This window comes from Rhizobium album, assembly GCF_003122325.1.
Classification (GTDB): domain Bacteria; phylum Pseudomonadota; class Alphaproteobacteria; order Rhizobiales; family Rhizobiaceae; genus Metarhizobium; species Metarhizobium album.
Genome location: NZ_QFBC01000003.1, coordinates 315,083 through 327,804, shown reverse-complemented (window position 1 = coordinate 327,804; position 12,722 = coordinate 315,083). Strand labels below are relative to the sequence as shown.

The window sequence follows — 12,722 nt, the reverse complement described above, 5'->3', positions numbered from 1 at the left end:
ATATGGAGAGAGTCCGCCGGAAAGAAAAGAGGCAAAGAGTACAAAAAGGCAACATCCATCGCCTGTCGCGACGGTGCGCAGGCCTCAGGCGACGGCGCGGGCGGTGATCGTCTGGCGGTGCGCGTCGATCCAGCCGTCGAGCTTGTCCGGAGACATCGGCCGGGCATAAAGATAGCCTTGGCCGATGCGGCAGCCGAGCACGCGCAGCACCTCGACATCCTCCTCGTGCTCGACGCCTTCGACGACGATGTCGATCTGCAGCGTGTGGCCGATACCGATCAGGGCGGCGATCAGCGCCTGGTTGTGACGGCTGTTGGCGACGCCTTCGACGAAGGAGCGGTCGATCTTCAGCCGGTCGATCTTCAGGCTGATCAGGTAGGCGAGCGAGGAGTGGCCCATGCCGAAATCGTCGACGGCAAGCTTGTAGCCGGCTTCTTCCAGGCGCTTCAACTCGTTGCCGACGATGCTGGTGTCGATGATCGCCTCTTCGGTGATCTCGATTTCGAGCAGGGCCGGGTTGATGCCGTGCTGTTTCGTCACCAGCCCCAGGACGTCGGCCAGCGAGTAGAAGGAGAATTCGCGCGGCGAGACGTTGATGGCGACGGTGGCTTCGGGCAGGCCGAGCTCCGGCAGGCGATTGAGCAGACGGCAGGCGGCGGCGGCGATATGCGCCGTCAGCTTGTCGGTGATATGCATGACCTGGGCCGCCTGGACGATTTCCGGCGGCGTGATGTAGCCGAGACGCGGATGCGTCCAGCGAACCAAGGCTTCGAAACCGACGATTTCGCGGTTGTTCAGGAGAACCTGCGGCTGGAACCATGCCTCGACCGAACCGGCGCGGATCGCCTCTTCGAGATCCAGTTCGATCTGGCGCTGGCGGTCGGCCTGCGACTTGAGCCGCGGGTTGAACTCCTGCAGCCGTCGGCGGCCGCGCTCCTTGGCTTCGTAGAGCGCCATGTCGGCGCAGGCGAGCAGTTCCTCGGCGGTCTCGGCATGCTGCGGAAAGGCGGCAAGGCCGATCGACGTGCCGATCACGAAAGCACCGCCGCCAACCGTGAGCGGAGCCCTGGTCTTCTTGAGAATGTCGCGGGCGGCGAGCCTTGCCGTCCGGGTGGCATCCGTGCCGGTGACGATGATGGCGAATTCGTCGCCGCCGAGCCGGGCGATTTCGCCCTTGGAGCCGATCACGGCGCGCAGGCGCGCACTCGTCTGCACCAGGACGGAATCGCCGGCACTGTGGCCGAGCGTATCGTTGATCGACTTGAACCGGTCGAGGTCGATGATCAGCAGGGCGACGTCCTGGCCGAACGCGTCGGCGGAAGCGATATGCTCCTTGAGCCTGCTGCTGAACAGGGCGCGGTTGGACAGGCCAGTCAGCGGGTCACAGTTGGCGAGCATTTCCAGCCGGGCATTCTTCTGCATGATGTCGGCATTGGCCTCGCGTAACGAGTTGGCCAGTCGGGTGGCCCGCAGCTTGCCCAGCTCGTTGTTGGCGAAGGTGGCTTCCCCGGCGACGCTGCTTTTGTAAAGCACGACCAGAAGGCCGACGACATTGAGCGCCAGGATCGTCGAGGCGCTCGATCCTTCCACCGCAAGGGTAAAGACGATGGACATCATCGGCGGCATGGCGAAGGTCAGCGCCACCGGACTGTAGGCGATATGCCTGATGACGCCGCCGGCGGCGATGCCGACCATGATCAGCAGAAGGAAGGCATCCTTGCCGCCGCCGTTGAAATCCATGATAAAGAAGGGCAGGGCGGCCCATGCCATGCCGCTGGCGAACGAGCCGTAGCTCAGCACGCGCAGGGCGGTATCGGCCCGTCCCGCCGCCACGAAGCGGGCATCCATGCCGCGCTGAAAAGAAAAGCGCAACGCTAGGATGGTGTGGGCGATCGCGAGCCAGACGAACATCGAGGCCGAGGGACCGTTGACCACCACGGCAATCAGCACGGCGGAAGCGGAGATGCACAGGTTGAAATAGATCGAGGATTTGACGGCGGCCATGATCGCCGTCGCCTGGGCGGCTTTGATCTCCGGTAGAAACTCCCTGACGGAGATCTCGGTCTGATAATTGTCAGCCATACCCACCCACGACGGACGGGCGCCCGTCCCACAAACCACTGATGATCGAAATCAAGTCTGATCATATCCGTGATCTGATAATTTTCGTTTAATACAGATGCTCAATGCCGAGCGCAGGTTGCTTACGGAATCTTTACCAAGAGTTCGTTCGCAAAAAATCTGCAAAGAATTTCAGTGGGATGTATGAACCGGCGCGGCGCGTTGGCCGGGCGGATATTGCACTGCGCACCCGTTTTGCGCGCATCGTGGAATTTCTAGGTCTCCAGCCTCTTGAAATCTTCCTCCCACCGGCAAAATGGTGCAGGTCCAACCGCACTTTCCAAGGTGATTCCCCATGCCTGCTTTTTTCACTCCTTCGGCCGTGTGGCCGATCGTCATGCTGATCGCATCGAACGTGTTCATGACGTTTGCCTGGTACGGCCACCTCAAGCACAAGGGCAGCGCAATCTGGATTGCCATCATTGCGAGCTGGGGTATTGCCTTCTTCGAATATTGCCTTGCCGTGCCGGCCAATCGCATCGGATCGGCCGTGTACACGACGGCGCAGCTGAAGACGATCCAGGAGGTGATCACCCTGCTGGTCTTCGCCGGTTTTTCCGTCTTCTGGCTGAAGGAAGGCCTGACCTGGAACCACGCAATCGGCTTTGCGCTGATCGCACTCGGCGCCAGTTTCGTTTTCCGGGCGTAAGCGGCGCTTGGCCGGTCAGGCAATGCTGTCCGGCGTAACCCAGTAGCCGTCGTTGATGTTGGCGGCGCTGTTGCCGACGAACTCCGCAAGCTGGGTGAATTGCACCAGCACGTCCGCCCGTTCGCCCCGGTGGGTTGCCAGATAGTCGTACCAATAGGCCGTGCCGGCGCCTTCGCCGGCGCGGTGCAGGACGTTGAGGTAGAGCTGGTCGACAAATTGCCGGTCGCTCAGGCCGGTGCCGTAGAGGCCCGTGAATTCGGCGCTGCCGATGAACTGCGCGGCAGCATCCTTGAGCGAGCGGCCCGCGTCCAGCCACTGGTCGATCCAGAAACGAAGGCCGCCTTCATCCGGCGTCCGGTCGAAGGCGCCGCCATAGAGGCGGTACGCGGCAGCACCATTGGCGCTGCCGATGTCGAAGACGAGGTCGCCGTCGTCGAAGCGGATGCGCTCGATCGAGAAGAGGCTGTCGGTCGCCCCGCCCTTCGAGACGCGGATGGAACCGTCGTTTTGCCAGTCGCTGCCGTAGGCGGACCGCGAGCCGGCGTAGATGACCATATCCGAACCGGCGCCGCCGTCGAAGATGTCGGCGGATGTGCCGGCGGCCCGGATGATGTCGTTACCGCCGCCGGCAGCGATATTGTCGGCGCCGGCGGTGGCCTTCAGGATATCGGAGCGGATCGTGCCGATGCCGAAATCGGCCAGAAAGGCGAGGTCGAGATCGCTCATCGTGTAGCGGGTCGCGTAATTATAGACGACTCCGTTCATCAGGTCGGGCACGAGATTCTGGCCGTCGCCGCTGCTGTTGCCGACATGGAAGACGTTGCCGGCGGTCAAGGGCACGGCGTCGCCATAAACCCGCATGGCTGTCTCGCCGACGAAGTAGGGCCGGCCGTTGCTGACGCTGATCAGATAGTCGTAGGGCGCGGAATAACCGGTGGTGTTCTGGTAGGTGGACCAATCCGTCCAGCCGACGAAGCCGAGGCCGTGCATCATTTCATGCACCAGCACGGAAAAGCCGTCGGTCTTGCCGCTCGGCAGGTCGTTGCTCGTGGCCGGGGTGGGATCGAGGAACAGGGCTTCGAGATAGGCCTGGTTGATGGTCATCTGCGTGTCGTAGCCGCCGACCTCGACCCCTGTGCGGGCCTGGTGGATGCCGACGCCTTCCCAGAGATCCGGCCGGGCCGGATCGTTGCCGGATGTTGTCGTCGCATTGCCGGCAAAGCGCGGGTAGGAATTGTCGACATTCATCGAGATATCGAAATTGACCGGCCGTGCCAGAAAACTGTTGATGTAATCCGCCGCCGACCGCGTCAACGTTTCGAGCTGCGCCTTCAATGCCGGGCTGACGATTCCCTGATTGAGCCATGTAATGTTGGTCATCGTCTCGTCCTGTCTGTTGTTTCCCCGGCTTCACGATGGGCCGTCAACCAAGATTTTCTTGAGTTCCGATAGAATAAAATGAAAAATTGGCGTCTATAGTGTCGTGTCGATGATTAATTTTTGATTTATTCTTCTGCGGGCACGGGTTTCGGCTTGCCGTCGCCGTCGAGCGCCACCATGACGAAGGTGGCGCCCGTCACCTTCTCCATGTGCGGCGTCAGGTATCGTTGTGCCCAGCTCTCCACCGACAGCGTGATCGAAGTCCGCCCGACGGCGACGATATCGGTGTAGACGCACAACGTATCGCCGATCTTCACCGGCAGCTGGAAGGCCATTTCCTTGACGGCGGCGGTGACGACGCGGCCGTGGGCGCGTTCGGCGGCGCGGATGCCGGAGGCAAGGTCCATCTGCGCCATGACCCAGCCGCCGAAGATATCGCCGGCGGCGTTGGCGTCACCCGGCATGGCGAGGGTGCGCAGCGTCAGTTCGCCGGCCGGCCGTTCATTGTCTGTCATGCAAATGTCCTGCTTTCGTCATGCTGTTTATCGGCAACTCGCCTTGAGCTTGGAGAGGGCGGCCGACGATTTCTTGAGGGTGAAGGTCTCCTGCTTCAGGCCGGCGCGGGCGGGGGCGATCGTCAGGCTGCTGCCCTTGGCCAGCAAGACCTCCAGCGGACTGCCGGCCGTGACCGCCGTGGTGAGCGCGCCATCCATGGCTTCGAGGAGGAGGTGGGCGACGACGGTGGTCGTGCCGTCGGTGAAGCTCGCATCGGTTTCGAAGCCGTCTCCGGGATAAGGGGCCTTGCCGCCGGGCAGATACCGCAGCATCAGCGCGCCTTCGCCGCCGCACTGGACGCGGATCTGGCCGGGCGGCTCCAGGCGCGAATTGCAGACGCCGGCCGTCATGGTCGGGCCGCCTTCGTCGTCCTCCAGGCCCGCGGTCCACGCCTCGCAATTCTGGCTGGCGGCCCGCGCGGTCGAGGTGAGCGCAAGGCAGGCGACGAGGATCAGGGGCAGGCCGGTTCTGTGGCGCATGTGCATGACTCCATGGAGACGACGCGATAGTGGGAAGATGACAGCGCCGCCCCCTGCATGGCAAGCGCGAAGGCGACGATACCCCAGAATGGTCACAGGATACGGGGGGAGAAACATGCCGAAACCCTCCGTTTACCATCTTTTGCTAAAGTTCGATTCCGTTGCCGGTTTTGAGCATCTCCGGGTCGTCTGCGTTCCTTTCGGACACAGAAATGTCGTTTCCCGGCTTTTTGAATTGGCACAGTTGATCCGTTCCGGCACTTCGGAGCGGCAAACGTTGCGGAAGAGACTGTTGTATGGCGTTTGGTTCCTTTCTGCGGCGTTCCGTGGCGCCGGTATTCCTGTCGACGGCTTTGGCGGCCTGTTCCGCCGGTGACGGCCTTGCGCCATCCGCCCGTTTCGACGACGGCGATCTCGTCGGCGCGATCGAGCCCGTCGAGCCGGTGGGAGGACGGCGAATCGAGCGGCAGACGGCCTATTCGACACCCAACCCCGTCAGCGATGCCGGATTGGCGATCGGCAACCAGCAATCCCTGTCCGATACGGCGGTTGTCGAGCCGGTGACCACCACGACGGCCGGGCAACCGGTCGGGCGCAGGCGCCTGCCGATGATCGACAGTGACGAGGCGACGACCTCCGGCAACGGGCTCGACACCGCCATGGGCGTGCAGCCGCTGACGGTGCCGGAAGGCGGCGTCAACATGGACGCCGGGCTTGGCGTCGCATCTACCGGCAACCGGCAACCAGTGGTGGGGCTGGCGCAGGAGCAGGCGTTGGAAATCGCCGAGGGCAATGCCAGCCAGCCGGTGGTCGACGGCATCGGCACCGACGACCCGATGCAGCTTGCTTCGCAGGACACAGGCGAGGCCGGGCTGCCGGAAAGCGAAGTGCAGCAGGAAATCGGCGGCCAGTCGGGCTGGGAAAACGCCTCCGATACCGAACAGCCGCGCCGGCGCCTGCCGAAGATCGACGAAGAGCAGGAGGTGGCTTTCCTGCCGCGCGCCGAAAACCCGACGATCGCGCGGCAATCGACCGGCGAAATGCCGGTTTCCGAACGCAGTTGCCGGGCGGAACTCAAGCGCATGGGCGTGATCTTCACCGACCTCGCGCCGATCTCCAAGGGCGCGACCTGCGGCATTCCCTATCCCGTCGAACTCAAGGGGCTTTCCGGCGGCATCGGCGTCAAGCCGGCGGTGAAGCTGAACTGCCAGGTGACGCTTGCCTTCGCCAAGTGGGTGAAGAACGAACTGGCGCCGGCAGCGCGCGGCCGCTACTGGTCGGGCGTCAAGACGGTGGTGCCGATGGGCGGCTATTCCTGCCGCCGGATGAATTCCGGCTCCCGCAATCCCTGGTCGGAACATGCCCGCGGCAATGCCATTGATGTCGGCAAGTTCGTCCTCAACAACGGCAAGCAGATCGACGTGCGCAAGAAGGGTTTCTTCGCCTTCCGCGAAAAGGGGCTCTTGAAGGCGGTGCGCAGCGACAGCTGCAAATATTTCAACACCGTGCTCGGCCCGGGCAGCGATCCGCATCATAAGGATCATTTCCACTTCGATCTTCGCAGCCGCAAATCCGGCTACCGCCATTGTGATTGAACGACGGCAAAAAAGAAGCCGGCGCAGGGCCGGCTGAAAGGGAGCCAATGCGAGGGGTTGAGGCAATGGCTCCGTTGACGGTGCTGAAAATCCGTTATTGAAACGCGTGCTGCCAAAAACGTCGGGTCAAGCGAAAAAACCGGCGGTGCAATGAATTGGTGATCACGGACCCGCCTGGGACAGGACGAGGCGGCAGGGCGGGTCGCGTTGCTTGCCATGCGGCCCTTATGCTGGAAGAACGTCACGGTTTGATGACGAAACCGGGACGCACCCTCTGCCCGCATGGTGCCCCAGGCTTTGTCCACAGGGGAAGACATGCCGCCGCCTTCGGATTGATAATATTCTCGCTGCGGCGGGCGCGGTGGCGGGATATCCCTGATCGTCATCCCGTTGCAGGTCTTCTACAGCGTTTTCGGCTGATTATCCCGTTAACCGGAACAGTGCGTTCTTTCAGCGAGGGGCTTTTCGCAGGGGGCGGAGCGGCTATATAGCTGTGGTCCTCAAAAATCCCGCAGAAGTTTCCCCCATGACCCCGATCGTTTCCATCAGAAACCTGACCAAGACCTATTCCAACGGCTTCCAGGCCTTGAAGGGCGTCAGCCTCGACATCGAGGAGGGCGAGATCCTGGCGCTGCTCGGCCCGAACGGCGCCGGCAAGACGACGATGATCTCGATCATCTGCGGCATCGTCAATCCCAGCGGCGGCGACGTCACGGTCGGCGGTTATGACGTCATCCGGGATTTTCGCGAGACACGCACGCTGATCGGGCTGGTGCCGCAGGAGCTGACGACCGACCAGTTCGAGACCGTGTTCAACACCGTGAGTTTTTCCCGCGGATTGCACGGCAAGAAAGCGAATCCGGCTTATGTCGAGAAGATCCTCCGTGATCTGTCGCTCTGGGAGAAGCGCGACAGCATGCTGCGCGAGCTTTCCGGCGGCATGAAGCGGCGGGTGCTGATCGCCAAGGCCCTGTCGCACGAGCCGCGCGTGCTGTTTCTCGACGAGCCGACCGCCGGCGTCGACGTGACGTTGCGCAAGGACATGTGGCAGGTGGTGGAGCGGCTGCGCGAAAGCGGCGTGACCATCATCCTGACGACGCACTACATCGAGGAAGCGGAAGAGATCGCCGACCGCGTCGGCGTGATCAATGGCGGTCGCCTGCTGCTCGTCGAGGAAAAGGCGGCGCTGATGAAGAAGCTCGGCCGCAAGCAACTGATCCTCGATCTCACCGAGCCGCTGGTTGCCCTGCCGGCGGGGCTCGCCATTCGCGGCCTGTCCATCGGTGCCGAAGGCAATACGCTGGTCTATGATTTCGATGCCGAACATGAGCACGAGCAGGCGACGATCGCGACGCTGCTGCGGCAACTGGCGGCGGAAAACATCCATTTCAAGGATCTCTCGACGCGGCAAAGCTCGCTCGAGGACATCTTCGTCCAGCTCGTGGGAGAGGACAAATGAATTTCGAGGCGATCAAGGCCATCTACCTGTTCGAAATGGCGCGCACGCGGCGGACGCTGCTGCAGAGCGTCGTTTCTCCCGTCATCTCCACGTCGCTCTATTTCATCGTCTTCGGCGCGGCGATCGGCTCGCGCATCCAGGAAGTCGATGGCGTCTCCTATGGTGCCTTCATCACTCCCGGCCTGATCATGCTGACCTTGCTCGGCCAGTGCATCGGCAACGGTTCCTTCGGCATCTATTTCCCGAAATTCGTCGGCACCATCTACGAAATCCTGTCGGCGCCGGTGGCGATGAGCGAGATCATCATCGGTTTCGTCGGTGCGGCGGCGACCAAGGGCATGATCATCGGCGCCATCATTCTGGCAACCGCCACCTTCTTCGTCGATATCCGCATCGAGCATCCGTTGATGATGGTGCTGTTCTTCGTGCTCACCGCCGTCAGTTTCAGCCTGTTCGGCTTCATGATCGGCATCTGGGCGAAGAATTTCGAGCAGCTCAACCTCGTGCCGATGCTCGTCGTGCCGCCGCTGACCTTCCTCGGCGGCAGCTTCTATTCGATCAACATGCTCTCGCCCTTCTGGCAGGCGGTGAGCCACCTCAACCCGGTGCTCTACCTCGTCAGCGGTTTCCGCTGGAGCTTTTACGGCATCGCCGACGTCAATCCGCTGATCAGCCTCGGCATGGTGACGCTGTTTTTGGTGGTCTGCCTCGTCATCCTGCATTGGATCTTCAAGACCGGTTACCGGCTGAAGAGCTGATCGTGCCGTCCGGATAATTTTATCCGGATGTTATTGACAAGGGTATTTTACCCGGATAAATCTCCTGCATCCATTGTGCAGGAGATTTATCATGACTGTTTCAAACACTGTGACGGCGTTTGCCGGGGATGCGCTGCTGGCCTCGGGGGCACCGCTCGACGTGGCGTTGTCGATCAAGGCGGCGCTTGCCGGCGATCCCGCGTTATCGATTCTTGCCTTCGACGACCGCAGCGGCCGCCAGGTGGATTTCGACCTGCGCGGCACCGACGCGGAAATTGCCGCGCGGCTGCGGCCGGCCACGGAGCCGGCGGCGGAGGCGGCCAGGCGCGGGGCGGGACGGCCGAAACTCGGCGTCGTCGCCCGCGAGGTGACGCTTCTGCCGCGGCATTGGGAATGGCTCTCCGGCCAGCCCGGCGGCGCCTCGGTGGCGCTGCGCAAGCTGGTGGATGCGGCCCGCAACGAGGGGTCTGCCGGCGTGCCCGGCGTCCGCGATGCCCAGCAGGCGGCGGATCGTTTCCTGCTGGCGATGCTCGGCAACCAGCCCGGCTACGAAGAGGCGACCCGGGCGCTGTATGCAAAGGACGGGACGGCCTTTGACAGGCTGAGCGAAATCTGGCCGCGGGATCTGAGAGACCATGCGCGGCGGCTCGCAGCGCCGGCCTTTGCGACAGCTTGATTGCTTTCGAAACTGAGGCCGCTCAGTTCCGCAGCCGCAACTCGTCCGTCTGCATCTGCAGCGAACTCAGGGTCGAGAGGAAGCTCATGCCGAGCAGGCTCTGGTCGAGCTTGCCCTGTTCGGCGACGGTGGCGGGCAGGTTGCGGCGGATGATCGGGCCGATGGCGATTTCCGAAAGCGTGACGGGTGCCGCCCGGGCGATGCCGTTCGCCGTCATCACCGTGACGGAATAGGTGAGGTTTTCCGGATTGATGCCGATGCGTTCGGCATCCTCGTGGGACAGGGCGACCATGCTGGCGCCGGTATCGACCAGCATGCCGATCGACTGGCCGTTGACGGTGGCGTCGGCCTGGAAATGGCCGTTCATCGCCTTGTAGAGGATGACTTCCTGTTCGCCGTCCTGGCTGGACACCACCATCGCACGGCCGGGCAGGAGACCGGCAAGCAGCCGGTCGCCGACGGCCTGCATGTCGTTGCGGTAAAGATAGGCGGTGACGAGCGCGAGAAGGATCAGCAGCCAGATCATCATCTGCCGCATGCTTTCGCCAAGCGAGCGGCGGCTGGCGAGAATGCCGACGCTCAGCATCGCCGCAAACGGCAGGAGCATCACGAAGCGGCCGAACTCGTCCTTTTGCAGGCCGAGGATGCGGCTGTTGCCATCGGTGAAGACAAGCACGGCAAGGCCGAAACCGAGGATGGCGAGGACGATCGTCAGGCGATTCATGAAAGACCGCGCTCCCGCGCCATCCGGGTGCGGCGGGTTTCGCGGCGCGGCTTGCGCTCCACGGTTTCGAGTCGCGCCGGAAGGCTTGCCATGATCTGCCGGCGTTCATCGTCGCTGTAGAGCGTCCACGCGCCGATTTCTTCGCGCGTGCGGCCGCAGCCGAAACAATAGCCGGTGGTCATGTCGATGGAACAGACGAGGATGCAGGGCGATTCCATGGGGCTCTGATCTTGTTGAAGTCCGGGTTGCCGTCCTGGCCTATATCGGATGTTCAGCCGGCCAAGGCAAGGGCGGAGAAAATGCCGATTTCGGCGATCTGCTGCGTGGCGCCGATGGTGTCGCCGGTGTGGCCGCCGATCCGCGACCGCGCATGGCGGGTGAAAACAAGCACGAGCAGGGCGACCGTCAGCACGCTGAACAGAACCGTGCTCGCGGAATGCAGGCCGAGGGTGAGAAGCAGGAAGACGGCGATGCCGGTGACAAGGGCAATCGTTCGTGCGCCGCCGCCCGGCGTTCCTGCGGAGGCGGCGACCCCGGCGGCGCGTGCCGAGGGCAGACGATGCCAATGCCAGACCATTGCGGCGCGGCTGAGCGCGGCCACCCCGATCCAGGCGAGCGCCACCGTCAGCGGCGCTTCCTGCCGGGCGAGGGCGGCGACGGCCGATGCGCGCAGCCCGAAGGAAAGCACGAGGGCGATGACGCCGTAAGCGCCGATGCGGCTGTCCTTCATGATGTCGAGCGCATGGTCGCGGTCGCGTCCGCCGCCGAGACCGTCGGCGCTGTCGGCCAGGCCGTCCTCGTGCAGCGCGCCGGTGACGAGCGTCTGCAAGGCCAGGGCGAGGAAAGCAACGAGCAGCGGATCGGCACCGAAGGACAGGGCGACGAAGACGAGCAGGGCCGCGGGCGCCGCGATGACCAGCCCGGCGGCGGGAAAGGCGCCGGCCATGCGCCGCATGCTGCCATCCCGGCCCTCGAAGAAGCGCGCCGAAACCGGGATGCGGCTGAGGAAGGCCATCGAACGAACGATATCGCCGCCGAATTCCCGGATATCCATTCCTGCTTCCTCCTCTGCTTCCTTCGCACGACTTCTTTTACGCGACAGGGGCCGGCGCTTTTTGCAGTTGTTCGCAGCCTCGTCCGTCTTTAATAGACGTGACGAAATCGACGCCAGCGAAATCGCAAAGGCCGGCGCATCACAATCGCATGACGAACACGAGGACACCCCGCCCATGAGCGTATCCGGCCTTCCATTCGATGATTTTCGCGCCCTGCTGAAAGACCTGCCGGGGCCGGACGCCCATGCGCTCGTCGCCGCCCGCGAACGCGATGCGCAACTGACCAAGCCGCCGGGCGCGCTCGGCCGCCTGGAAGAAATCGCCATGTGGCTCGCCGCCTGGAGCGGCCGTCCGCCGGCGGTGAACCGGCCGCTGGTGGCGATCTTCGCCGGCAATCACGGTGTGACACGCCACAACATCACGCCCTTTCCGCCCGCCGTTACCCAGCAGATGGTCGAGAATTTCGCAGCCGGCGGCGCGGCGATCAACCAGATCTGCGTGACGCACGACCTCGGCCTGAAGATCTTCGACCTGGCGCTCGATTATCCGACCGGCGACATCACCTGCGAGGCAGCGCTTTCGGAGCGCGATTGTGCCGCGACCATGGCCTTCGGCATGGAAGCGGTCGCCGGCGGCACCGACCTCCTGTGCATCGGCGAGATGGGCATCGGCAACACCACCATCGCCGCCGCCATCAACTATGCGCTCTATGGCGGCACGGCGGAGGAGTGGGTCGGGCCGGGCACCGGTTCGCATGGCGAACTGCTGCAGCGCAAGATCGCGGCGGTGGAGACGGCGGTCGCCTTCCACAAGGACCATCTCTCCGATCCGCTGGAGGTGCTGCGCCGGCTCGGCGGACGCGAGATCGCGGCGATGGCCGGCGCCATCCTCGCCGCGCGCATGCAAAAAATCCCGGTGCTGCTCGACGGTTACGTCACCACGGCGGCGGCGGCGATCCTCAAGGCCGCCAATCCGGCGGCGCTCGACCATTGCCTTATCGGCCATGTCTCGGCCGAGCCGGGACATCTGAAGGCGATCGAAAAGCTCGGCAAGACGCCGCTGTTGGCGCTCGGCATGCGGCTCGGCGAAGGCACGGGTGCTGCGTTGGCGGCGGGGATCGTCAAGGCCGCCGCCGCCTGCCATTCCGGCATGGCGACGTTTGCCGCGGCCGGCGTCTCCAACAAACAGTGAGACCGGCGATCGCTCGCGTCTTGCGGAGCGGACGGCGAACCTATATGCGCTGGGCCTGATATCCGGCAGGACGGGGGACA

The 12,722-nt window shown here is 63.6% G+C and carries 13 protein-coding genes; 6 read left to right on the top strand and 7 right to left on the bottom strand.

The window, feature by feature from the left end; genetic code table 11:
* Nucleotides 1–84: 84 nt before the first annotated feature.
* Nucleotides 85–2,082, bottom strand: a complete 1,998-nt coding sequence (locus tag DEM27_RS09815; RefSeq protein WP_109458031.1) for a putative bifunctional diguanylate cyclase/phosphodiesterase — start codon at nucleotides 2,080–2,082, stop codon at nucleotides 85–87.
* A gap of 334 nt (nucleotides 2,083–2,416) precedes the next feature.
* On the opposite strand from DEM27_RS09815, the gene DEM27_RS09810 reads away from it, so the two are divergent.
* Entirely contained in the window at nucleotides 2,417–2,770 is a 354-nt protein-coding gene (locus tag DEM27_RS09810) for a DMT family protein (protein ID WP_109458030.1), read from the top strand.
* A gap of 15 nt (nucleotides 2,771–2,785) precedes the next feature.
* Here the strand turns inward: DEM27_RS09810 and DEM27_RS09805 are convergent, their stop codons facing one another.
* The 3 genes from DEM27_RS09805 to DEM27_RS09795 all read right to left on the bottom strand — a co-directional run bounded on the left by DEM27_RS09805 (nucleotide 2,786) and on the right by DEM27_RS09795 (nucleotide 5,184).
* Nucleotides 2,786–4,150, bottom strand: coding sequence for a DUF4214 domain-containing protein (locus DEM27_RS09805; RefSeq protein WP_109458029.1), 1,365 nt, complete (start codon nucleotides 4,148–4,150; stop codon nucleotides 2,786–2,788).
* A gap of 125 nt (nucleotides 4,151–4,275) precedes the next feature.
* Nucleotides 4,276–4,665 (bottom strand): acyl-CoA thioesterase, encoded by a 390-nt coding sequence (locus DEM27_RS09800; protein WP_109458028.1) that lies wholly within the window; start codon nucleotides 4,663–4,665, stop codon nucleotides 4,276–4,278.
* A gap of 27 nt (nucleotides 4,666–4,692) precedes the next feature.
* Complete coding sequence (locus DEM27_RS09795; RefSeq protein WP_109458027.1) at nucleotides 4,693–5,184, bottom strand: hypothetical protein; 492 nt, start codon at nucleotides 5,182–5,184, stop codon at nucleotides 4,693–4,695.
* A gap of 296 nt (nucleotides 5,185–5,480) precedes the next feature.
* Here DEM27_RS09795 and DEM27_RS09790 point away from each other — a divergent pair, with 296 nt between their 5' ends.
* The 4 genes from DEM27_RS09790 to DEM27_RS09775 all read left to right on the top strand — a co-directional run bounded on the left by DEM27_RS09790 (nucleotide 5,481) and on the right by DEM27_RS09775 (nucleotide 9,672).
* Nucleotides 5,481–6,779, top strand: coding sequence for an extensin-like domain-containing protein (locus tag DEM27_RS09790; protein ID WP_109458026.1), 1,299 nt, complete (start codon nucleotides 5,481–5,483; stop codon nucleotides 6,777–6,779).
* Between the two features lie 526 nt (nucleotides 6,780–7,305).
* The gene (locus DEM27_RS09785; RefSeq protein ID WP_109458025.1) at nucleotides 7,306–8,238 is read left to right on the top strand and encodes an ABC transporter ATP-binding protein; all 933 of its coding nucleotides are present in this window, start codon (nucleotides 7,306–7,308) and stop codon (nucleotides 8,236–8,238) included.
* Nucleotides 8,235–8,996 (top strand): ABC transporter permease, encoded by a 762-nt coding sequence (locus DEM27_RS09780; RefSeq protein WP_109458024.1) that lies wholly within the window; start codon nucleotides 8,235–8,237, stop codon nucleotides 8,994–8,996. The genes DEM27_RS09785 and DEM27_RS09780 overlap by 4 nt, the downstream gene beginning before the upstream one ends.
* A gap of 91 nt (nucleotides 8,997–9,087) precedes the next feature.
* The gene (locus DEM27_RS09775) at nucleotides 9,088–9,672 is read left to right on the top strand and encodes a DUF2239 family protein (protein WP_109458023.1); all 585 of its coding nucleotides are present in this window, start codon (nucleotides 9,088–9,090) and stop codon (nucleotides 9,670–9,672) included.
* A 22-nt stretch (nucleotides 9,673–9,694) separates the two neighbouring features.
* Here the strand turns inward: DEM27_RS09775 and DEM27_RS09770 are convergent, their stop codons facing one another.
* Genes DEM27_RS09770 through DEM27_RS09760 form a run of 3 tightly spaced genes read right to left on the bottom strand, consistent with a single transcriptional unit; the run spans nucleotide 9,695 to nucleotide 11,450 of the window.
* Nucleotides 9,695–10,396: a TIGR02281 family clan AA aspartic protease gene (locus DEM27_RS09770; RefSeq protein ID WP_109458022.1), complete on the bottom strand. Its 702-nt coding sequence runs from the start codon at nucleotides 10,394–10,396 to the stop codon at nucleotides 9,695–9,697.
* Complete coding sequence (locus tag DEM27_RS09765) at nucleotides 10,393–10,614, bottom strand: DUF1289 domain-containing protein (RefSeq protein ID WP_109458021.1); 222 nt, start codon at nucleotides 10,612–10,614, stop codon at nucleotides 10,393–10,395. Before DEM27_RS09765 ends, DEM27_RS09770 begins: the two co-directional genes overlap by 4 nt.
* Before the next feature lie 53 nt (nucleotides 10,615–10,667).
* Nucleotides 10,668–11,450, bottom strand: a complete 783-nt coding sequence (locus DEM27_RS09760; RefSeq protein WP_109458020.1) for an adenosylcobinamide-GDP ribazoletransferase — start codon at nucleotides 11,448–11,450, stop codon at nucleotides 10,668–10,670.
* 175 nt (nucleotides 11,451–11,625) lie between these two features.
* Between DEM27_RS09760 and cobT the strand changes: the two genes are divergently transcribed.
* The gene (cobT, locus tag DEM27_RS09755) at nucleotides 11,626–12,642 is read left to right on the top strand and encodes a nicotinate-nucleotide--dimethylbenzimidazole phosphoribosyltransferase (RefSeq protein WP_109458019.1); all 1,017 of its coding nucleotides are present in this window, start codon (nucleotides 11,626–11,628) and stop codon (nucleotides 12,640–12,642) included.
* The last annotated feature ends 80 nt before the right edge of the window (nucleotides 12,643–12,722 follow it).

Coding starts and splice junctions, on each gene's coding strand:
- DEM27_RS09790 (WP_109458026.1), top strand. CDS start 5,481: ATGGCGTTTGGTTCCTTTCTGCGGCGTTCCGTGGCGCCGGTATTCCTG.
- DEM27_RS09815 (WP_109458031.1), bottom strand. CDS start 2,082: ATGGCTGACAATTATCAGACCGAGATCTCCGTCAGGGAGTTTCTACCG.
- DEM27_RS09805 (WP_109458029.1), bottom strand. CDS start 4,150: ATGACCAACATTACATGGCTCAATCAGGGAATCGTCAGCCCGGCATTG.
- DEM27_RS09765 (WP_109458021.1), bottom strand. CDS start 10,614: ATGGAATCGCCCTGCATCCTCGTCTGTTCCATCGACATGACCACCGGC.
- DEM27_RS09770 (WP_109458022.1), bottom strand. CDS start 10,396: ATGAATCGCCTGACGATCGTCCTCGCCATCCTCGGTTTCGGCCTTGCC.
- cobT (WP_109458019.1), top strand. CDS start 11,626: ATGAGCGTATCCGGCCTTCCATTCGATGATTTTCGCGCCCTGCTGAAA.
- DEM27_RS09810 (WP_109458030.1), top strand. CDS start 2,417: ATGCCTGCTTTTTTCACTCCTTCGGCCGTGTGGCCGATCGTCATGCTG.
- DEM27_RS09800 (WP_109458028.1), bottom strand. CDS start 4,665: ATGACAGACAATGAACGGCCGGCCGGCGAACTGACGCTGCGCACCCTC.
- DEM27_RS09795 (WP_109458027.1), bottom strand. CDS start 5,184: ATGCGCCACAGAACCGGCCTGCCCCTGATCCTCGTCGCCTGCCTTGCG.
- DEM27_RS09785 (WP_109458025.1), top strand. CDS start 7,306: ATGACCCCGATCGTTTCCATCAGAAACCTGACCAAGACCTATTCCAAC.
- DEM27_RS09775 (WP_109458023.1), top strand. CDS start 9,088: ATGACTGTTTCAAACACTGTGACGGCGTTTGCCGGGGATGCGCTGCTG.
- DEM27_RS09780 (WP_109458024.1), top strand. CDS start 8,235: ATGAATTTCGAGGCGATCAAGGCCATCTACCTGTTCGAAATGGCGCGC.
- DEM27_RS09760 (WP_109458020.1), bottom strand. CDS start 11,450: ATGGATATCCGGGAATTCGGCGGCGATATCGTTCGTTCGATGGCCTTC.